Below are 21,104 nucleotides of genomic sequence, written 5' to 3' on the forward strand. Positions count from 1 at the left end.
TTGCTTTTTTTTTGTCTTATTAAATTTAAAAATTCTATTAAAATTTAAAAAGTAAGTAAAATCAAGCCAAATTAGGCATAAATAAGACTTCTATTAAGTTAATTATTTTGATAGTTAACACTGCTTAGTTACAAGCATTTGCATGTAGCTAGTTTATATAAACTAAAAGTTAAAAACTAACAAAAGAGGGAGTTTTTTATGAAAAAACTAAAATTGTTTGCTCTTACTGCTGTAGCCCTAATGGGTGCTTCAGGTGTAGCAAACGCAGAAACAGCCATGTTGGCTTCTGACGACTTCGTTGGGATTTCATTCTGGCTAGTAACAATGGTGATGTTAGCGTCGACTGCTTTCTTTTTCTTAGAAGCAGGAAATGTTGCAGCAGGTTGGAGAACGTCAATAATTGTTGCAGGACTAGTTACTGGTATTGCCTTTATACACTACATGTATATGAGAGATGTATGGGTCACGACTGGTGAGTCACCAACAGTATACAGATATATTGACTGGTTAATCACTGTACCATTACTAATGATAGAATTTTACCTAATTCTAGCAGCTGTAGGAAAAGCAAATTCTGGAATATTCTGGAGATTGTTAATTGGAACAGTTGTGATGCTTGTAGGTGGATACTTAGGAGAAGCAGGATACATTAATGCTACACTTGGTTTTGTAATCGGTATGGCTGGATGGTTCTACATTCTTTATGAAGTATTCTCTGGTGAAGCGGGAAAAGCTGCAGCAAAAAGTGGAAACAAAGCTCTTGTTACTGCATTTGGTGCAATGAGAATGATCGTTACAGTTGGTTGGGCAATTTACCCATTAGGTTACGTATTTGGTTACCTAACAGGTGGTGTAGATGCTGACTCACTAAACGTGATTTACAACATAGCTGACTTGCTAAACAAAACTGCATTTGGTCTAATCATTTGGGCTGCGGCAATGCAATCAGGTGGTAGAAAAGCTAAGTAATTAGTAAATATAAATAATTTAAAAAGGGCGAGTACACTTTGTGTACTTGCCCTTTTTTTATATGCCTTTATATTTAGACAAATGCCTAAAATTACATACATAGAAAATAATGGAAACTCTCAAATCATAGAAGTTGCTAATGGATTGAGTGTAATGGAAGGTGCTGTTCAAAACGATATTCCTGGGATTGATGCTGATTGTGGGGGTGGAATGGCTTGTGCTACTTGCCATGTTTATGTCAAAGAAGAATGGTTTGATAAGCTACCAAAAAAAGAAGATGGTGAAGAAGACATGTTAGATATGGCTTTTGAACCTAATAAATTTAGTAGATTAAGTTGCCAGCTATTAGTTTCTGATGAACTAGATGGACTAACAGTTAGCATTCCATCAAAACAAGGTTAAATGATTAAAACAGATACTTTAATAATAGGTGCAGGGCCAGTTGGATTGTTTTGTATTCATCAATTAGGAATAATTGGATTAAAATGTGAAGTAGTAGATAACCTAGATAAAATTGGAGGTCAGTGCATTGAACTTTATCCAGATAAACCCATTTATGATATTCCTGCAGTGCCCGAATGCACAGGTGAAGAGCTAACCAATAATCTTATTGAACAAATAAAAGCATTTAAAACCAATTTTCATTTAAATGAGAGAGTAGAAGAAATTAAAAAAGTTGAAAAAAAATGGTTAATAAAGACGAATAAAGGAACTGAATTTGAGGCATCAAGTATAATTATTGCAGCTGGCGTAGGCTCTTTTGAGCCAAGAAAATTCCCAACAAAAGAAATTAAAAAGTATGAAGGAAAACAAATACTTTATTCAATTAAAAATAAAAAAATTTTTAAAGATAAAACAGTTACCATTTTTGGTGGAGGAGACTCATCGTTAGATTGGGCAATAGAGCTCTCAAATACATCTAAAGTTATATTAGTACATAGAAGAGATGAATTCAGAGGAATGCAAGCAAGTATTGATAAGGTTAAGCAATTAAAAGATGAAGGTAAGATAGAAATTTATACGAAATACCAATTAGATTCAGTTAGTGGTAATGAAAAAGTTGAAAGTATTAACATCAAACATGATGATGAGAGTGTAAAAGAAATTAAAACTGATTATGTTTTGGGCTTTTTTGGGCTAATCATGAAACTTGGACCAATTGCTGAATGGGGATTAAATTTAGATAAAAAGACAGTACCTGTTAATACAGAAAATTTTGAGACCAATAAAGAAGGTATTTTTGCAATTGGTGATATTTGCACCTATCCTGGAAAACTTAAATTAATTCTTTCAGGTTTTCATGAGGGAGCATTAGCTGCTAGAGGTTGTTTTAAATACGCTAAACCAGATGAAAAATATAGATTTGAGTTTACCACTTCCTCTAAGACAGTAAAAAGCAGACTAGGTGTTAAAGAGTGATAGAGCTATTTACAGCAGATACTCCAAATGGAAAAAAAATTACAATAATGTTAGAAGAAATAGGTTGTGATTTTAAAGTTACTAAAATTGATCTGTCAAAAGATGAACAATTTAAGGCAGATTTTAAAAAAATTAGCCCATTTGGAAAGATACCGGTAATTATAGATCATGAAAATGGACAGTCATTATTCGAGTCTGGTGCAATACTTATATATTTAGCTGAAAAATATAATAAATTTTATGAAGCAAAAGATCGACATACTGTAAACCAATGGTTGATGGCACAGATGGGAATTATTGGACCGATGATTGGACAACATCATCAGTTTCATCATTATAACACTGGAAAAAGTGAGTTTGGAGAAGAAAGATATTTTAAAATTACCAAAAGAATTTATGGTGAACTAGATGAAAGGCTATCTTTATCAAAATACTTAGCTGGAAATGAGTATACAATTGCAGATATTGCAACTTGGCCTTGGATTGCAAGGCATGAGTGGCATGATATTGGACTTAAAAAATATAAAAATTTAACTAGATGGTATTTAGATATCGCGGAAAGAAAAGCTGTTATAAAAGGATATGATCTCCTGAAAAATGGATCTGAGATACCAAAACCATAATAATTATATGAGTGTTTTGATTTCATCAATATACTTCAGTCCTGTAAAATCTTTATCTTTTATAAATATTAAATCATGTGAGGTTAAAAAAGATTTAGGAATTTTGAATGATAGAAAATTTGCCTTTTCAAGAATCATCAATTCTGAAAGAGCTCGCTTAATAGAAAAAAATCCAAGTGAACGAAAACTAGAAAATTTTTTATCTTTAAAAAACTCCCCAGTTTTAAATAAGTATAACTTTACATACAAAGATAATAAATTAGCTTTAATGCTTGGTGTTAAGGAATTAATATTAATAACAGCTGATAATCTAAATCAAAGATCTATTCTTATAAATAAACTCGTAGAACTAGAAAGTTCATTAATGAAACCAATTTCTTTACTGCAAAATAATGAATTTCCTTTTTATGACACCTCACATTCAAATAAAATTTTTAATTCTATATCTCTTATAAATCTTAAAAGTATTCAGGATTTAGAAAAAAAAATTAATGAAAAAGTTGAATTCCAAAGGTTTAGAGGAAATTTTTATATTGATGGAATTGAAGCCTGGGAAGAACGTAAATGGGTTGGGAAAACTATAAAAATTAATAATGTTTTATTTAAAGTAGAGAGAAATATTCCACGTTGTGTTGCAATCAACCTAAGACCAAAAACAAATAATAGTGAGCTCAATTTACTTCAGTCTTTAAAAAAAAATTATAGACATTTTGATATGGGTATTTATTTAAGAGCATTAAATGATGGTAAAATAGAAGTAGGGAGTATAATAAAAAAAGAGGATTAAGTAAATTTGAATGCTATCTCTGATGCTACTTAAGAAAAATACCTAAACTTTAATCATCAGCGTATACTTTTTCTTCTTTTTCATGCTTTTCTTGAGCTGCAATACAAAGATGAGCAACAGGTCTTGCCATCAATCTTTTTAAGCCTATTGGCTCTGCCGTCTCCACACAAAACCCAAAAGTCACATCTTTTATTCTTAATAAGGCTTGATCAATTTTAGAAATTAATTTTATTTGTCTATTGATCGCTTTCATTTCTACAGCCTTATCTGTGTATGAGCTTGCTTGATCAACAATATCTGCTGAAACGCTATTGTCATCCATTGATCCATGATAAAGAGCTTCATTATTCGCTTTTACTAATTCTTTTTTCCACTCAGTAAGCTTTATTTTAAAAAATGATAAGTGCTTATCGCACATGTATTTCTCAGTATCTTTAGGTATATAATTTTTTGAAATTTTAATTGGTGCTTTTATCTTTTTTTCAGTAGTAGCAATTTTTTTTATTGCTTTAACTGGCTTTTGGATCGCAGTAACAATCTTCTTTGTTTTAACTTTTGGTTTTTTAGTAGATGATTTTGAGATTTTAGGCATATATATAAATTTTAGTGGCCGGAGTATATTCAGCAATTAATACGTGTCAAGCAGGCTTAATTCATATAAATTTAAATAGTAGTAAATGATAATAATATAAGTTCATTATGAGTTTTAATAAAATAGATATAAATAAATTATTTTACAGTTTTATTGCAATACATTTAATTTTATGGACGCTGATTCCATCATTAACTAACAACAATTTACCTCTTGATACAATTGAGGCTTTAGCCTGGGGAAATAATTTAGATTGGGGCTTTAATAAACATCCACCAGCAAGTGCTTTTTTCCCTGAAATTTTTTATCAAATATTTGGTGCACAAGATTGGGCTTATTATTTATTAAGTCAAATATTTGTAGGGATAGCTTTTATAGTTGTTTTTAAATTTGCAGAAGAATTATTTAAAAATAAAACTTTAAGCTTAATATCAGTACTTTTACTGGAAGGTGTTTATTTTTATAATTTTACAACTCCAGAATTTAATGTAAATATTTGTCAATTACCTTTCTGGGCATTGTGTGTTTATTATTCCTGGAAATTATTTGATAAACAACATGTAGCTTTAAAAAATTATTTTTGGCTAGGAGTGTTTGCAGCCATAGGTTTTTTATCAAAATATCTTTTTATTTATCTTTTAATAGCAATTGATCTACTATTTTTTTATGTAATTTTTATAAAGAATTATCAAAAATTTGATTTTAAATACTTAATATCTCTAGAAATTTTTATTGTTCTATTAATTCCACATCTAATTTGGTTAACAAATAATGATTATATAACTATCACTTATGGATTAGCTAGAACTGAATTAGATAACTCAAGTTTGCTGGATCATATAATTTATCCATTAATATTTTTAGGCAAACAAATAGGAATACTTATTCCATTGTTCATTATGTCTTTTTTTTTAGTAAAAAAATTTAAATTTAAAATATCTTTAAAAGATAAAAAATTATTGTTCTTGATATTTGTTAATTTAGTTCCAATAGGGTTGATGTTCTTAACTTCAATGTTAACAGGATCTAAAATAAGAACAATGTGGATGACACCATTTTATTTATTCTTTGGTGTTTTAATTGTTTATATTTTTCAAGCGCAAATAAATTTAAAAAAGTTAAATGGCTTCATGTCAGCGTTTCTAATTTCATCTGCCTTTTCACTTTTTGCTTATGCCTATATTTCAATTACAGAAACAGACAAAAGAACAGATTATTCTGGAAAAGAAATAGCAGAAAAAACTCAATATTTCTGGGATCAAGATCATAAAGATCCCATTAATGTTGTGCTTGGAGATGAATGGCACGCAGGAAATTTATCATATCATTTAAAATCAAGACCAGTTTGGGAGGGATTTATCACAAAAGATAAGCTAAACTCACTTACTAAGTTTACCTGTATTGATAATATTTGCATTGGAAATAGATGAACAAAATAAAAATTTTAATTCCAGTTTATAATGATTGGCAATCAGTTTTTAAGCTTATAGAAAATATTAACTCACAAGTCTCAACATTAAATAATGAGTTTTCAGTAATAATAGTCAACGATGCTTCTACCGAAAATAGACCAGAGCTTTCAGTTGATTTAAATAACTTAAAGTCTATTCAAATTATCAACATGAAAGAAAATAAGGGTCACGCAAGGTGTAATGCAGCTGGATTAAAATATATAAATGAAAAAAAAGACTTTGATTATGTAATTCCAATGGATGGTGATGGAGAGGATAGACCTGAAGAATTAAGTTTATTGATTGAAAAAATCAATGATTATCCAGATGTGGTTATTACAGCGAATAGAGTAAAAAGATCTGAAGGATTTATATTTAAGTTTTGTTATCTAGCCCATAAGTATTTAACTCTCATTTTTACAGGAAAAATTATTAAATATGGTAATTATTCTTGCCTCCCTAAGTCTGCAGTTAATAAAATGGTTAATGAACCTGCAACATGGAGTAGTTTTTCAGGATCTTTGGCAAAAATAGTAAAAGACAGAAAGTCTATTCCATCTGAAAGAGGCACAAGGTATTTTGGTCCTTCTAAAATGAGTTTTGTTAATTTACTCAAGCACTCCCTTTCAATTATTGCAGTCTTTAAAATAACATTATTAATTAGATCCATAATATTTTTAATTACTTACTTATTTTTAGTGACTGGAAAAATATCAGCTATTACATTAATACCTGTTGTGGCAGTTATCATTATGATGATTTCTGTAATCACTTTATCAAAAAGAGAAAACTTTTTAGAATTTGAAAATTCTTTAGAAAATATTAGCAGCATAGATCAAATTAAATAGCTTTTATTATTGGCAATGAATGAAAGTCAGCTGTATCTATTTTTGAAGAGTGATCTCTCCTCATATTCCACTTCCTGTTAACTCCAGCACTAGCCAAACTCAGTGTTGATCTACCATATCTGTAATTTGTACTATCAATAGATCTCATTAAGCCTTTAATTTTCTCATCTTTTTCTGAGGAGAATAGATTTTTGCTACCATCTGAACTAACCAAGCCAGTCAATGTTATGCCTGCCTTTTGATATCTGTATCCATTTATAAAAATTTCATTTAATGCAACTAAAGCTGTTTTAACTATTTCAATACTATTATTAGTAGCAATTGGAAAATCTATAGTTTTAGCATTTGAATAGTAAACTCCTTTATTCTGAAATGGACTTGTTCTAACAGAAACAGTTATTGACTTTGCAATTAAAGATTCTGATCTAATTTTTTCTGAAGCATTTAAACAATAACTTGCAACAGCTTCTTGTAGTTCTTGAAATTTTTCAACTCTTGTGCCAAATGATCTTGATACAACACAGCTCTTTCTTTTTGAAGTTTTAGTTTCTAATGGAATACAAGGAATACCTCTAAGTTCCAGTGCTGTTCTAGAACTTAAAACATTAGAACTTTTTTTAATCCAAGTATTTGACATATTCTTTAATTGCTTAGCATTATAAATTCCATTTTGATGATAAAACTTAGTAAGTTGTTTACCAACTCCCCAAACATCATTGATATCTATTTTTTCTAACAATGGATCAATATTTTCAATTCCTATTAAGTTTGTAACTCCAGATTGTTTTTTCTTTGCTATATGATTTGCAATTTTGCTTAGTGTTTTTGTTTTAGCAATACCAATGCTGGTTGGAATTCCTGTCCACTGTAAAACAATGCTTCTAATTTCTTTGCCGACATCTTCCACCTCATCATCTGGATAATTACTTAAATCTAAAAAAGCCTCATCAACAGAATATACTTCTAACTCAGGATTAAACCTTTTTAAAGTTCTCATCACTCTTCTAGATAAATCTCCATACAAAGAATAATTCGAAGAAAAAACATAAACATTATTTCTAAGTATTATATCTTTAGCTTTAAAATAAGGTTCTCCCATTTTAATACCAAGAGCTTTAGCTTCATTTGATCTTGCAATGATACAGCCATCGTTATTAGATAAAACAACGACAGGTTTATTTCTAATCTTAGGGTTGAATAATCTTTCACAGGAAACATAAAATGAATTACAGTCTACTAATGCTATTTTTTTAGTACGTTGAATGAATGACATAAGTCACAACCCCCCAAATAAATACTTCTGTTTCATCACCAATAATTATTTTATCTTCAATATTTTTTGAGCCCGATGTTAAGAATTGTCCATCTTTTGATTTAACAAAGCTTTTAACAACTAACTCATCATGAACATTTGCAACCACTGTTGAAAAATTTTTAGGTTTTAAGCTTCTATCAATAACCAATAAGTCACCATCATAAATACCAACATCAGTCATCGATTTTCCCTGAACCCTAATGATAAATGTTGCTGGAACATTTTTAATTAGATGAACATTAAGATCTACATCTTCTTCTATGTAATCTGTTGCTGGAGAGGGAAAACCTGCGCCTGCTTTATGTAGATAAAAGGGAATGGTTAATTTCATGTTCTATTTTTGTTCTTTTTTATAGAGCAGTTATACAATACACGCAAGAAGTTGTATTTTGAGTCTGTAACTGAATCAAAGGTGAATCAAAAGGTGAACATCCAAACTACATTTTGTAGCCTTGTGGATAACTTCAACCAGGGATAGTTTAAGCTTCATATTAAAATGAAAAAAATTCTATCAATTATAATTCTTGGTTTAATTATAACCTCTAAAGGTATGGCTTATGAAGAGGCAAATTATGAAGTGGTGAAAAAAAATGAAATTTATGAAATCAGAAAATATTCTGATCGTTTAGCTATTGAAACAGAAATATCAAATCAAGGCAGTAGTTTTAGAAAATTATTTAATTATATCTCTGGCAACAACGAAGATAAGGAAGAGATTAAGATGACAACACCAGTTACTCAGGTGGAAAAAAAAGGAAATATGACTATGCAATTTTATTTACCTTCAAAATTTAATAAAAAAAATATACCAAGTCCATCCAATCCAGATGTTAAAATATTAAATATTAAAGGTGGCTATTATGCAGCTATTACATATTCAGGAAGAGCTTCTGATAAAAATTTTACTAGACATAAAAATATTTTAGAAAATGAATTAATAAAAAAGAATATATTAATTTTGAGTCCACCTATTAAAGCAACTTACAATAGCCCTTTTACATTACCTTTACTCAGAAGAAATGAGGCAATGTTTGAGATTAATATAAAGGATAAAGGAAAAATATAAATGAAAAAACTAAAATGCCACTGTGGAGAAGTAGAAGCAGAAATAAATATACCTGATAATTTAGAAAAAATCTTAAAATGTAATTGTTCTATTTGCAAGAGAAAAGGAGCAATTATGTCTATGGTTAAAAATGAAGATTTTAAAATAGTTAAAGGTGAAGATAAATTAAAACTTTATCAGTTTCATTCAAAAATTGCGAAACACTATTTCTGTTCTAATTGTGGAATTTACACACATCATAACCCAAGAGCCAATCCGGCTATGACAGGATTTAATCTTGGATGTGTAGATGAAATAAATACTTTTGAATTAGAAAACATTGTAGTCAATGATGGTCAAAATCATCCTCTTGATAAAAAATAATTTTTTATGCAAGAAGTTAACAATTGTTTTAGTAAGGTAAAAAAAGATTGTTTTAAGTTTATCTCCTCTCAAGAAACCAAGAAAGACAAATTTAAAAATAAAGATAGGATGATTAAATCTTTTTTAATTCCTGTCAGTCTCTGGATATCAAAAAGAGTTAATAAAAAAAAACCATTAATAATTGGTTTAGCAGGAGGACAGGGTTCAGGTAAAACAACTATCTCATCAATTTTAACTTTAATCTTACAAAAATATTTCAAGTTAAATGTTTTTAAAGTCTCCATCGATGACTTTTATAAAACAAGAAAAGATAGGAAATTATTATCTAAAAATAAGCACCCCCTACTAATGACAAGAGGGGTTCCTGGAACTCATGATATAGATTTAATGTTGAGTTTTTTCAAAAAAATTAAAAATAAAAACTTTAAAAGTTTACTGATTCCAACATTTGATAAAGCGTTAGATGACAGATGTTCAAAAAGCTCATGGCATAAAATTAAAACAAAGCCTGATGTGGTGATTTTTGAAGGTTGGTGTGTGGGAGCTAGAGCCCAATCAAGTAGCCAACTCAAAAAACCAATTAACTCGCTTGAAAAAGTATATGACCAAGGGGCCAAGTGGAGAGCCCATGTTAATAATCAGTTGAAAACTAAATATAAAACATTATTTAATCAATTAGACGGACTATTATATCTAAAAGCTAAAAATTTTAATTTATTAAGAGAATGGAGATTAAAACAAGAGAGAAAACTTTGGGTTCAAACAAAAAATAAGAAAAACCTAAAGATTATGAGCAGTGGGGATGTGATAAATTTTATGCAAACATATCAAAGAATTACTCAACAAATGTTTAAAGATGCGCTAAAAAGCTCATCTATAATAATGAATTTAAATAGCAATCATCAGATTGAAAAGATAAAATTTAAAAAGTAATGAAAAAAATAATCTTAATACTATTCTCAGTTTTATTCTTAAACCAACAAGTCTTGGCGGTAACCTTATTTGAAGCGCTTACAGAAGCTTATAAAAATAATACAGACTTAAATGCTGAGAGAGAAAACATTGATATTTCAGAAGAAGATTTAAAAATTTCAAAAAGTAACTACTTACCTACTGTCACAATTTCTGGAAGCAAAAGTCAAGAAGATACAAACAAACTAACTAATAGAGCAGGAGTAGAGCAGTCAGTTAATGATGTTGATCCTTCCACACAATCTATAAAAATTGAACAAACACTAATAGATTTTGGCAGAAATGCAGATGTTAAAAAAAATGAAATTGGAATTGACCTTGCTGCCATAAAATTATTAAAAAAAGAACAGGAAGTTTTATTAAAAGCAATCGAGGCTTATTCAGGTTTAATATTAGCTAATGAAAAATTAAAGATTAATCAAAGTAATCTTAATTTATTAGAACGACAAGTTGAAACTAATAGAGCTAGACTGGAAAGAGGACAAATTACATTATCTGATTTGGCTCAATCTGAGTCTTCATTAGCTGAAGCCCAAGCAAATTTCATTCAATCTCAAAATGAAATTGTTTCAAGCAAATTAAATTATGAAAATGTGATTGGACCCGTTGCAGATATAAAAAGTTTAAATAATAATTTTGATATTAATCTTATGATTCCAAGTAACTTGAGTAAGGCAATTGAAGCTTCAAAAAAATATAATCCTGAATTGATTATAGCAAAGTTAGAATATGAACAATCAGGAAAAGATGTGCTTATTTCACGATCTGATCTAGCACCTTCTGCAAATCTTTCTTATGAAAGTTCTAGATCCCAAGATTTGAGCTCGTCTTATGATGAGCGTAATAAGGATATTTTAAAAGCAACTGTTACATGGCCAATATATTCGGGTGGAAAAAATATAGCTTCATTGAGTAAAAGTCGGAACTTGCAAAATAGAAAAAAATTATTATTAAACAGCGCTACTAAAAATAATAACAGCAATGTAGCAATCTCATGGTCTACATTTCAATCTTCAAAAAGTTTATTAAATTCAGTTAAGTCTCAAGTTAAAGCAGCAGAGATTGCAAATGAAGGAATAACTGTTGAGTATGAATCTGGACTTGGAAGATCTACTCTAGATGTTATTCAATCTAATTCTATTTTATTGAATTCTAGAATTTCTTTAGCAAATTCGGAACGAAATTATCTACTTGCTCAATTTAATGTTCTAAAGTCTATTGGCCTATTAAATAGCAGTCATCTAAAACTTAAGTAATAAAGCCAATTTTACACATAAAAAATTAACTATTGATAAAGAGAACAAAATGTGTACATTTAAGACAAGATTCGAATACTAATTATTTAATAAAAAAGGCATAAAATGACTAAAAACAACCTAAAAGTAGTTAAATCTACAAAAGCACAACAAGCAGAAGGCAGTGAAAAAAATAAAGCTTTAGAAGCGGCGATGAGCCAGATAACAGATAATTTTGGAAAAGGCTCAGTTATGAAGCTTGGCCAAAGAAGAGCAATGGATATTGAATCGGTATCAACGGGCTCTTTAAGTTTAGATGTGGCACTTGGAATAGGTGGATTACCAAAAGGAAGAGTTGTTGAAATCTATGGTCCAGAATCATCTGGAAAAACAACGCTAGCCCTACAAGTATTAGCTGAAGCTCAAAAAACAGGTGGTATATGTGCATTTATAGATGCGGAACATGCCTTAGATCCAATTTATGCAAAAAAACTTGGTGTAGACACTGAAGAATTATTAATTTCACAACCAGATACTGGTGAGCAAGCTTTGGAAATAGCTGATACATTAATTAAATCAGGATCTATTTCAGTAATAGTTGTTGATTCAGTTGCAGCATTAACTCCTAGAGCAGAAATTGAAGGAGAAATGGGAGACCACCACGTAGGACTTCAATCAAGATTAATGAGTCAGGCTTTAAGAAAATTAACAGGCTCAATTTCAAGCACAAACACTATGATGATTTTCATTAATCAAATTAGAATGAAAATCGGAGTTATGTTTGGAAGTCCAGAGACTACTTCAGGTGGAAATGCACTTAAATTCTACTCATCTGTTAGAATGGATATCAGAAGAATTGGTGCAATTAAAAATGGAGATGAGATCATTGGTAATTCAACAAGAGTTAAAGTGGTTAAAAATAAAGTAGCACCACCATTTAAAGTTGTTGAATTTGACCTAATGTACGGCAAAGGTATTAGTAAAGTAGGTGAATTAGTTGACCTTGGTGCTAAAGCTGACATTGTTGAAAAATCTGGAGCCTGGTATGCTTACAAAGGTGAAAAGATTGGTCAAGGTAGAGAGAATGCTAAAATTTATTTAGAGCAAAACCCTAAGGTTGCTGCAGAGATAGAAATGGCAATAAGGGAAAAAGCTGGAGTAATAGCAAAAAAAATTGAAGGAAATCCACTTGATCCAGAAAAAACAGCAAAAGATCAAATAGAAGATCCTAAGGTGGAAATCAAGACAGAAGAAACTCCACCAAAAAAGAATTAGTTAAAGTCATCTTTAATTATTAAAAGGCGCTTAATTTAAGCGCCTTTTTTCCCTTACACTTATATAGACATCAAATAAAAAAGCTGTATTTTAAAAATATGGCTGACAAATCTTTAAATGAAATAAGAAATACATTTTTAGATTATTTTGAAAAAAATGATCATAAGATAGTTGAGTCTAGCAATTTAGTTCCAAATAACGATCCAACATTAATGTTTGCGAACTCTGGTATGGTACAGTTCAAAAATGTATTTACTGGATTAGAGAAAAGAGATTACATTAGAGCAACAACCTCACAAAAGTGTGTACGTGCAGGAGGAAAGCACAATGATCTTGAAAACGTAGGTTATACACCAAGACATCACACATTTTTTGAAATGCTTGGAAATTTCTCCTTTGGAGATTATTTTAAAGAAGAAGCAATTTCCTATGCATGGAATTTAATAACTAAAGAATTTGGAATTGATAAAAATCGGCTTTACGTAACAGTATATCATGATGATGAACAGGCTTTTAACTATTGGAAGAAAATAGCTGGTTTTAGTGATGATAGAATAATCAAAATAGCAACATCTGATAATTTTTGGTCTATGGGTGATACAGGTCCTTGTGGACCGTGCTCTGAAATTTTTTATGACCATGGAGATCATTTAGAAGGTGGATTACCTGGCACTAAAAATGAAGATGGTAACAGATTTATTGAGATATGGAATTTAGTATTTATGCAATACGAACAAATTTCAAAAGATAAAAGAATTGACCTTCCAAAACCATCTGTTGATACCGGTATGGGTCTTGAAAGAATTGCAGCATTGTTGCAAGGAACACACGACAACTATGAAACGGATCATTTTAAAAAATTAATACAATCAGCATCAGATTCATTAAATGTTAAAGTAGACAAAGCTAACCAATCTAGTTTTAGAGTAATAGCTGACCATTTACGTGCAAGCTCTTTTTTATTAGCAGAAGGAGTTTTGCCATCAAACGAAGGTAGAGGGTATGTACTTCGAAGAATTATGAGGCGTGGAATGAGGCATTCACACTTACTAGGCTCTAAGAAACCAATTTTCTATGATATTTTTAAAACCTTATTAGAAGAAATGTCTAATAATTATCCTGAACTAGAAAGAGCACAGTCATTAATAAAAGAAACTTTAAAAACTGAAGAAGAAAAATTTTTAGTTTTATTAGATAGAGGAATAAAAATATTAAATGAAGAACTAGACAAAGTAGAAAAAGTATTACCAGGCGAAGTTGCCTTCAAACTTTATGATACATTTGGCTTTCCATTAGATTTAACTGAAGATATTTTAAAAAATAAATCACTAACTGTTGATGGTAAAAAATTTGATTTGTTAATGAAAGAAAGTAAAGAGACAGCAAAGAAAAATTGGAAAGGATCAGGTGATAGCACAGTAGATCAAATATGGTTTGATATAAAGGATCGTTTAGGAGCAACTGATTTTTTAGGGTATGCCACTGATAAAGCAGATGGTGCAATAACTCTAATTCTCAAGAATAATAAAGAGGTTCAAGATCTTCAAAAAAACGATGAAGGAATTATAATTACAAATCAAACACCTTTTTATGGAGAATCTGGAGGACAAGTAGCTGATACAGGAACAATTTATAATGAAAATTTTGAATTTGTGGTGTCAGATGTTCAAAAAAAGCTTGGAGACTTATTTGTACATTATGGAAAAGTTAAAAAAGGTTCAATCAAACTTAATGATAGTGTTGAATTAAAAGTAGACACTCAAAGAAGAAACAATATTAGAGCCTACCATTCTGCCACTCATTTATTACACGAGTCTTTAAGAAGAGTTTTAGGTGAACATGTAACTCAAAAAGGATCGCTAGTTCAATCTGATCGATTGAGATTTGACTTTAGTCACATGAAACCTATTTCAGAAGAAGAGATTAAAAAAATTGAATTGCATGTTAATTCAGTAATTCAAAAAAAATCTGATGTTAAAACAAGAATAATGACACCTAAAGAGGCTGTTGAGAATGGTGCCTTAGCTTTATTTGGAGAAAAATATGGTGAAGAGGTTAGAGTTTTATCTATGGGAGACGAGGAGGGTCAATTTTTTTCAACAGAATTATGTGGAGGAACACACGTTTTAAATACAATGGATATTGGAAAATTTAAGATAATAAGCCAATCATCTATAGCAGCTGGTGTAAGAAGAATTGAAGCCCTACGAGATACCCAATTAGAAGACTTTTTAAAAGACAAAGAAAATATATTTAATTTGTCAAATCAAAAGAATGAAGCAATAGTAAAAGAGCTAACTTCAAAAATTATTAAATTAGGAGGAAAACTTAATCTTCAAAATAACAACCAAGTATCTTTAATAAAAGACCTTAATAAACAATTTGATCAACTTTCAGTTGGTTCAATCTTAAAAAATAAAACAAAAAATAAAATTAATGATCAGGTTATTAATGGGATTAAGGTTAGGTTTCAAAATATCTTAGATTTGCCATTTAAAGATTTACGTAAGTTAATTGATGAGGGAAAAAAAGAAATTGGAGAAGGATTGGTAATAATTTATGCAATCAATGACAATAAAGTTGGCTTAGCCGTAGGTGTTACCAAAACATTAGAAAGTAAATTTGATGCTGTAAAAATTGTTAGAGCAGGTTCTGAGATTATTGGTGGTAAGGGTGGAGGTGGAAGAGCTGACTTTGCTCAAGCAGGCGGAACACTACCTGATAAAATTCAAGAATCTTTTGAAAATATTAAAAAATTAATTAATTAAGCTTTTTCTTAAGTTGGCCATCTAATGCATCTAAAAATTGATTAGTAGTTAGATAATTACTTGTTGGATTAATTAAGATTGCTAAGTCTTTTGTCATTGATCCATTTTCTACGCAATCTATACAAACTTTTTCTAATGTGGTCGAAAATTTAATTAAATCATCGTTATCATCTAATTTTCCTCTATGGGCTAAACCTCTAGTCCAAGCAAAAATTGAAGCAATGGGGTTGGTTGATGTTTCTTTTCCTTGTTGATGCATTCTATAATGTCTTGTGACAGTTCCATGAGCAGCCTCAGCTTCCATAGTTTTTCCATCAGGAGCAAGAAGAACACTTGTCATTAAACCTAACGATCCATATCCTTGAGCAACAGTATCTGACTGAACATCTCCATCATAATTTTTACATGCCCAAATATACTTTCCACTCCATTTCATAGCACAAGCAACCATGTCATCAATTAATCTATGTTCGTACGTAATATTAAGTTTTTCAAAATCTGTTTTAAATTCTTTATCAAAAATTTCTTGGAAGATATCTTTGAATCTACCATCATAAATTTTTAAGATAGTATTTTTTGTAGAAAGATAAACAGGCCATTTTTTAATTATACCATAATTAAAGCAAGATCTTGCGAAGTCCTCTATAGATTTATCCAAGTTGTACATTGATAAAGCAATTCCAGGCCCAGGAAAATTAAAGACTTCATATTTAATTTCATCACTACCATCTTCTGCAGTCCACTTAACTTCCATTTTACCTTTTCCAGGTACCTTAAAGTCTGTTGCCCTATATTGGTCACCAAAAGCATGTCTTCCAATAATTAAAGGATCTGTCCAGGTAGGAACTAGTTTTGGAACATTTTTGCAAATTATAGGCTCTCTAAATACAGTTCCACCAAGAATGTTTCTAATAGTTCCATTTGGTGATCTCCACATTTTTTTTAATTTGAATTCTTCGACACGTGCCTCGTCTGGTGTAATAGTTGCACATTTAATGCCAACGTTATATTTCTTAATTGCCTTAGCTGAATCTATTGTTATTTGGTCTTCCGTATCATCCCGACTTTTCATGCCAAGATCATAGTATTTAATATCCAAATCTAAATATGGTAAAATCAGTTTACTTTTAATAAATTCCCAAATGACTCTAGTCATTTCGTCACCATCTAGTTCAACAACTGAATTTTTAACGTTTATTTTAGCCATAAATGAATAATATATATTAGTATTTGTAATTTAGTGCTTTATATACATATTAATAAAAAATTATCAAATATAAGCTTATGTTAGAAAAAATTTTCCCAAAAATTCATGCTGAAGGATATAAATTTTTAGCAATAGCTATTTTTATAACAATCTTTTTGTATTTCTTAAGCACTTTTTTAGGATTAATTGGTTTAGTGTTATCTATATGGGTTTATTATTTTTTTAGAGATCCAGAACGAATTTCAATAAATGATGATAATTATTTAACAAGCCCGGCAGACGGTGAAGTTTTAATGGTACATGAGGTGAATGGACCAAAGGAACTAGGTTTAGAAGGTAAAAAATTTACAAAGATTAGTATTTTTATGAACGTTTTTGATTGCCACGTTAATAGAACACCCTGTGAAGGAAAAATTTCAGAAATACTTTATAAACCGGGAAAATTTTTAAATGCTTCACTTGATAAAGCGAGTGAAGAAAATGAAAGAAACTATTACAAAATAATGAATAATCATGCTGAAGAAGTGATTGTTGTTCAGATTGCAGGTTTAATTGCTAGAAGAATTGTTTGTGAATCAACTAAGGATCAGCAACTTCAACAGGGTGAAAGAATTGGAATGATTAGATTTGGAAGTAGGGCAGATGTTTATTTTGAAAATTATGAAACATTGGTAAAAGTAGGACAAAAGACAATTGCTGGTGAAACACTATTAGCTAAAAGATAGCTTATGGAAAAACCAAAAAATAATTTTAAAATAGTATCAGATAAAAAAGCTAGAATGCTTTTGCCTAATGCATTAACTTTAATTAACGTTTGCATTGGATTGAGCTCAATTAAATTTGCGTTAGATGCAAAATTTGAACTATCAATTATAGCTATTATTTTTGCAGCAATTTTTGATGCTTTAGATGGTAGAGTTGCAAGATTATTAAAAGGAACCTCATTAGTGGGGAAAGAATTAGACTCATTAGCAGATTTAATAAGCTTTGGTGTGGCTCCTGCATTTATAATGTATTTTTGGTCTTTAAATAACCTTGGTAAATTTGGTTGGTTGCTTACAATGATTTTTGTTATTTGTGTCGCTCTTAGACTTGCGCGTTTTAACGTAAGCTCAAACTCAGAACCATCATGGAAAGACAATTACTTTGAAGGTGTACCCTCGCCAGCAGGTGGAATATTGGTATTAATGCCATTAATATTAAGCCTAAGTGAGTTTAATTTTATTAAAATAAATTATAATATTGTAGTACCAACATTTTTTATTTTGATTTCATTTTTGTTGATCAGTAAAATTCCCACATTTGCATTTAAAAAAATCAGCATACCTCGTCGTATGACTATTTTTGCATTGTTTGGAATTGTATTATTTTTTGGGCTTTTATTAATATATACATTTAAAGTTTTGATCATTTGTGGGTTAATCTATATTTGTTTAATCCCAATTGGATATTTTAACTATCAAAAAATTTATAAACAAAAAGTTCTAAGTGGTGAAGGTCATGACCATGAAGATCTTGAAGATATACTTTAGATGAAAAAAAATGTAATTGTATCCTTAGCTGATTCAAATTACTTCGAATTACTTAATGAATTAGTAGATTCTGTTAAAAGTTTTGAACAAAGCAAGGATATAGCAATCTGTATATTAGATGCTGGCTTATCGAAGGAACAAAAAAACATTTTATCAAAAAAAGTCGATGAAATTAAATCAGCTGAATGGGATATTGATGTTCCTGCATTTAAAGTTAAGGGAAGAGAGTGGCTAAAGAGTCAGGTATCAAGAGCATTTTTACCAAAATATTTTCCTAATTATGAAAAATTTTTATGGATAGATTGTGATGCATGGGTAGGTGATTGGAATTCAATAGAACTTTATTTTAAAGCTTGTGAAAATGGAAAATTAGGAATTACTCAAACATTCACACCTGGGTATAAGATAATGTCTAGGGTTAATTGGATATTTGGCCAAGTAGCGGTAATTAAATCTCAAAATTTTAAACATGCGATAAAATCAAAAATTGGAATAAATAAAGCAAGAAAACTTGCTTTTGCACCTCACATTAATATTGGAGTATTTTCATTAGAAAAAGATTCTGTAGGTTGGATTACATGGCAAAAAAATTTAGAACAAACATTAAAAGCTGGAAATATTTTTGGATCAGAACAATTAGCAATCAACATGTCCGTTTATATTGATGACTTGGAAACTGAATTTTTACCTCATAATTGTAACTGGATTGTTAGCAATCTTTTACCAAAATTTAATGAACAAGAAAAAAAATTTGTTGAACCCTACTTACCAAATCATAACCTAGGTATAATCCATCTTGCATCGGGTATTTGGGATGGTGATAGAGATATGAGGCTAGATAAAGAAGTAAAAATTAATATCAAAACTCTAGAAAATAAAATTTTATCAAAAAGCTTAAGGTTTGGTCACTAATTGAAAAAGAATAGAATTTCTAAAAATTGGATTAATAAACAAAAAAGAGATATTTATGTAAGACAGTCTCATGTCGATGGTTATAGAGCAAGGTCAGCATATAAATTAATAGAAATTGATGAAAAATTTAAAATATTAAAAAATGGAATATCAGTAATAGATTTAGGCGCATCACCAGGTAGCTGGTCACAATATATTGCAAGAACTGTAAAAAGTGGGAGATTAGTTTCTATTGACATAAAAGGCATGGAAGAAATTGATAATACAATTCAAATCAAGGCTGATTTCACAGAGATAGATTCACAGAAAAAGATTAGGGGTTTTTTTAAATCAAAAGTTGATGTTGTCGTGTCTGATATGGCTGTTAATACAACGGGTATAAAGGATATTGATGCAATTTATACAGGCGAGTTAGCAATGGAAGCAATGAACTTTGCTAAGGAAATATTAGTCAAAGAAGGACGTTTTGTCTCTAAAATTTTCTTAGGTTCTTCTTTTAATGAGATAGTTGCCTTAGGTAAAAAAATTTTTAAAGAAGTTAAAGTATTTAAACCAAAAGCCAGTAGAAAAGAATCTAAAGAAAGTTTTATTATTTGCAAAATACTAAGATAGAGACTTTATTTTTAAAAAGAATCATATATAAATTATTATGGACCCCATAAAAGAAGCTCTAACCTTTGATGATGTCACAATGGCACCCAAATACTCAGAAGTTTTACCCTCTGAAGTTGATACGAGCACAAAATTATCATCTAATTTAACCTTAAAAATACCATTGTTATCTTCAGCAATGGACACGGTAACTGAGAGTAAAATGGCAATAGCCATAGCTAAAGCCGGAGGTATAGGCGTCATACATAGAAACCTGGATGTTAAAAAACAAATTAAAGAAATCAAAAAAGTAAAAAAATTAAAATTATTAGTTGGAGCGGCTGTTGGAGCCGGTCCTTTAGAGCTTAAAAGAGCAGAAGCTATTTTAAAAGAAAAAGTAGATTTAATTGTAGTAGATACCGCACATGGACACAGTAAAAAAGTTGCAGAAATTATAAAAGTAATAAAAAAAACAAAAACAAATAAAACAACTTTATGTGCAGGAAATATAGCAACCGCTGAAGCTGCAAAATTTTTGATAAAATTGGGAGTAGATATTGTTAAAGTTGGGATTGGGCCAGGATCAATTTGTACAACTAGATTGGTAGCAGGAATTGGTGTGCCTCAGCTAAGTGCAATTCTAGAAGTTAAAAAAGGTGTAAAAAATAATAAAACAAAAATCATTTCAGACGGAGGAATTAAATACTCAGGTGATATAGCCAAAGCATTATCTGCTGGAGCAGATGCTGTGATGATAGGTTCTTTATTTGCAGGAAGCACAGAGACACCGGGTAAATTAATTAAAAAAAATGGAAAATTATTTAAAAGTTTCAGAGGTATGGGGTCAGTAGGCGCAATGAATAAAGGATCAGCAGATAGATATTTCCAAAAAAAACAAAAGGACCTCTCAAAGTATGTGCCCGAAGGTGTAGAAGGTTTTGCAAAATACAAGGGTGATGTCAAAAGTATAATTTACAAATTAATTGGTGGACTAAAATCATCTATGGGATATTTGGGCGCAAAGAAAGTGCCTAATCTTAAAAACAAACCCAATTTTGTAAAAATAACAAAAGCTGGGTTTTATGAAAGTATGGTTCATAATGTCGATGAAGTAACAAAAGACAATAAATATTCATGATAAAAATAATTAAATTAATACCTATTTTATTTATAGTTCTT

The 21,104-nt window shown here is 30.0% G+C and carries 22 protein-coding genes; 18 read left to right on the plus strand and 4 right to left on the minus strand.

All coding sequences use genetic code 11. The features are described 5' to 3' along the window. Positions 1-198 precede the first annotated feature (198 nt). From ABXT65_RS01165 to ABXT65_RS01185, 5 genes are all read left to right on the plus strand, one after another. Positions 199-969 carry a bacteriorhodopsin-like gene (locus ABXT65_RS01165; RefSeq protein WP_271492687.1) on the plus strand — a complete coding sequence of 257 codons (771 nt, stop codon included), beginning with the start codon at positions 199-201 and terminating at the stop codon, positions 967-969. Positions 970-1,050: 81 nt separating this feature from the next. Beyond that, positions 1,051-1,371, plus strand: a complete 321-nt coding sequence (locus ABXT65_RS01170) for a 2Fe-2S iron-sulfur cluster-binding protein (RefSeq protein WP_415323672.1) — start codon at positions 1,051-1,053, stop codon at positions 1,369-1,371. After that, positions 1,372-2,388 carry an NAD(P)/FAD-dependent oxidoreductase gene (locus ABXT65_RS01175; RefSeq protein WP_415323673.1) on the plus strand — a complete coding sequence of 339 codons (1,017 nt, stop codon included), beginning with the start codon at positions 1,372-1,374 and terminating at the stop codon, positions 2,386-2,388. Continuing rightward, on the plus strand, positions 2,385-3,011 hold the full coding sequence (locus tag ABXT65_RS01180) for a glutathione S-transferase family protein (protein WP_415323674.1): 627 nt from the start codon (positions 2,385-2,387) through the stop codon (positions 3,009-3,011). The genes ABXT65_RS01175 and ABXT65_RS01180 overlap by 4 nt, the downstream gene beginning before the upstream one ends. Beyond that, complete coding sequence (locus ABXT65_RS01185; RefSeq protein WP_415323675.1) at positions 2,986-3,798, plus strand: MOSC domain-containing protein; 813 nt, start codon at positions 2,986-2,988, stop codon at positions 3,796-3,798. Before ABXT65_RS01180 ends, ABXT65_RS01185 begins: the two co-directional genes overlap by 26 nt. A gap of 49 nt (positions 3,799-3,847) precedes the next feature. Here ABXT65_RS01185 and ABXT65_RS01190 read toward each other — a convergent pair whose 3' ends face one another. Then, positions 3,848-4,390: a TraR/DksA family transcriptional regulator gene (locus tag ABXT65_RS01190; protein ID WP_415323676.1), complete on the minus strand. Its 543-nt coding sequence runs from the start codon at positions 4,388-4,390 to the stop codon at positions 3,848-3,850. Positions 4,391-4,497: 107 nt separating this feature from the next. On the opposite strand from ABXT65_RS01190, the gene ABXT65_RS01195 reads away from it, so the two are divergent. Both ABXT65_RS01195 and ABXT65_RS01200 read left to right on the plus strand, forming a co-directional pair. Then, entirely contained in the window at positions 4,498-5,820 is a 1,323-nt protein-coding gene (locus tag ABXT65_RS01195) for a glycosyltransferase family 39 protein (protein ID WP_415323677.1), read from the plus strand. Then, entirely contained in the window at positions 5,817-6,689 is an 873-nt protein-coding gene (locus tag ABXT65_RS01200) for a glycosyltransferase family 2 protein (protein ID WP_415323678.1), read from the plus strand. Before ABXT65_RS01195 ends, ABXT65_RS01200 begins: the two co-directional genes overlap by 4 nt. On the opposite strand, the gene ABXT65_RS01205 is transcribed toward ABXT65_RS01200, so the two are convergent. Together ABXT65_RS01205 and ABXT65_RS01210 are read right to left on the minus strand one after the other, a co-directional pair. Continuing rightward, positions 6,682-7,962 (minus strand): Y-family DNA polymerase, encoded by a 1,281-nt coding sequence (locus ABXT65_RS01205; RefSeq protein ID WP_415323679.1) that lies wholly within the window; start codon positions 7,960-7,962, stop codon positions 6,682-6,684. The genes ABXT65_RS01200 and ABXT65_RS01205 overlap by 8 nt on opposite strands. After that, positions 7,940-8,335 carry a LexA family protein gene (locus tag ABXT65_RS01210; RefSeq protein WP_018413913.1) on the minus strand — a complete coding sequence of 132 codons (396 nt, stop codon included), beginning with the start codon at positions 8,333-8,335 and terminating at the stop codon, positions 7,940-7,942. The genes ABXT65_RS01205 and ABXT65_RS01210 overlap by 23 nt, the downstream gene beginning before the upstream one ends. Before the next feature lie 165 nt (positions 8,336-8,500). Between ABXT65_RS01210 and ABXT65_RS01215 the strand changes: the two genes are divergently transcribed. From ABXT65_RS01215 to alaS, 6 genes are all read left to right on the plus strand, one after another. Beyond that, a complete protein-coding gene (locus tag ABXT65_RS01215; protein WP_415323680.1) occupies positions 8,501-9,070 on the plus strand; it encodes an SOUL family heme-binding protein in 570 nt (189 codons plus the stop codon). After that, the gene (locus tag ABXT65_RS01220) at positions 9,071-9,433 is read left to right on the plus strand and encodes a GFA family protein (protein ID WP_415323681.1); all 363 of its coding nucleotides are present in this window, start codon (positions 9,071-9,073) and stop codon (positions 9,431-9,433) included. A 6-nt stretch (positions 9,434-9,439) separates the two neighbouring features. After that, positions 9,440-10,366 (plus strand): uridine kinase, encoded by a 927-nt coding sequence (locus ABXT65_RS01225; protein ID WP_415323682.1) that lies wholly within the window; start codon positions 9,440-9,442, stop codon positions 10,364-10,366. Further along, positions 10,366-11,661 carry a TolC family outer membrane protein gene (locus tag ABXT65_RS01230; protein ID WP_415323683.1) on the plus strand — a complete coding sequence of 432 codons (1,296 nt, stop codon included), beginning with the start codon at positions 10,366-10,368 and terminating at the stop codon, positions 11,659-11,661. The genes ABXT65_RS01225 and ABXT65_RS01230 overlap by 1 nt, the downstream gene beginning before the upstream one ends. Before the next feature lie 105 nt (positions 11,662-11,766). Beyond that, positions 11,767-12,915, plus strand: coding sequence for a recombinase RecA (gene recA, locus ABXT65_RS01235; protein WP_415323684.1), 1,149 nt, complete (start codon positions 11,767-11,769; stop codon positions 12,913-12,915). A 98-nt stretch (positions 12,916-13,013) separates the two neighbouring features. Continuing rightward, entirely contained in the window at positions 13,014-15,683 is a 2,670-nt protein-coding gene (alaS, locus tag ABXT65_RS01240; protein ID WP_415323685.1) for an alanine--tRNA ligase, read from the plus strand. On the opposite strand, the gene ABXT65_RS01245 is transcribed toward alaS, so the two are convergent. Beyond that, on the minus strand, positions 15,676-16,890 hold the full coding sequence (locus ABXT65_RS01245) for an NADP-dependent isocitrate dehydrogenase (RefSeq protein ID WP_415323686.1): 1,215 nt from the start codon (positions 16,888-16,890) through the stop codon (positions 15,676-15,678). The two genes, alaS and ABXT65_RS01245, sit on opposite strands and share 8 nt — an antisense overlap. Positions 16,891-16,967: 77 nt before the next feature. On the opposite strand from ABXT65_RS01245, the gene ABXT65_RS01250 reads away from it, so the two are divergent. Genes ABXT65_RS01250 through guaB form a run of 5 tightly spaced genes read left to right on the plus strand, consistent with a single transcriptional unit; the run spans position 16,968 to position 21,063 of the window. Continuing rightward, entirely contained in the window at positions 16,968-17,615 is a 648-nt protein-coding gene (locus tag ABXT65_RS01250; protein WP_415323687.1) for a phosphatidylserine decarboxylase, read from the plus strand. A gap of 3 nt (positions 17,616-17,618) precedes the next feature. Next, complete coding sequence (gene pssA / locus ABXT65_RS01255; RefSeq protein ID WP_415323688.1) at positions 17,619-18,422, plus strand: CDP-diacylglycerol--serine O-phosphatidyltransferase; 804 nt, start codon at positions 17,619-17,621, stop codon at positions 18,420-18,422. After that, positions 18,423-19,334 (plus strand): glycosyltransferase, encoded by a 912-nt coding sequence (locus tag ABXT65_RS01260; RefSeq protein ID WP_415323689.1) that lies wholly within the window; start codon positions 18,423-18,425, stop codon positions 19,332-19,334. Continuing rightward, complete coding sequence (locus tag ABXT65_RS01265) at positions 19,335-19,946, plus strand: RlmE family RNA methyltransferase (protein WP_415323690.1); 612 nt, start codon at positions 19,335-19,337, stop codon at positions 19,944-19,946. It abuts the gene before it with no gap. A 37-nt stretch (positions 19,947-19,983) separates the two neighbouring features. After that, positions 19,984-21,063 carry an IMP dehydrogenase gene (gene guaB, locus ABXT65_RS01270; RefSeq protein ID WP_415323691.1) on the plus strand — a complete coding sequence of 360 codons (1,080 nt, stop codon included), beginning with the start codon at positions 19,984-19,986 and terminating at the stop codon, positions 21,061-21,063. Positions 21,064-21,104: the final 41 nt, after the last annotated feature.

The sequence above is a fragment of the Candidatus Pelagibacter sp. Uisw_127 genome (assembly GCF_047722515.1).
In the GTDB taxonomy this organism is placed as follows: Bacteria; Pseudomonadota; Alphaproteobacteria; order Pelagibacterales; family Pelagibacteraceae; genus Pelagibacter.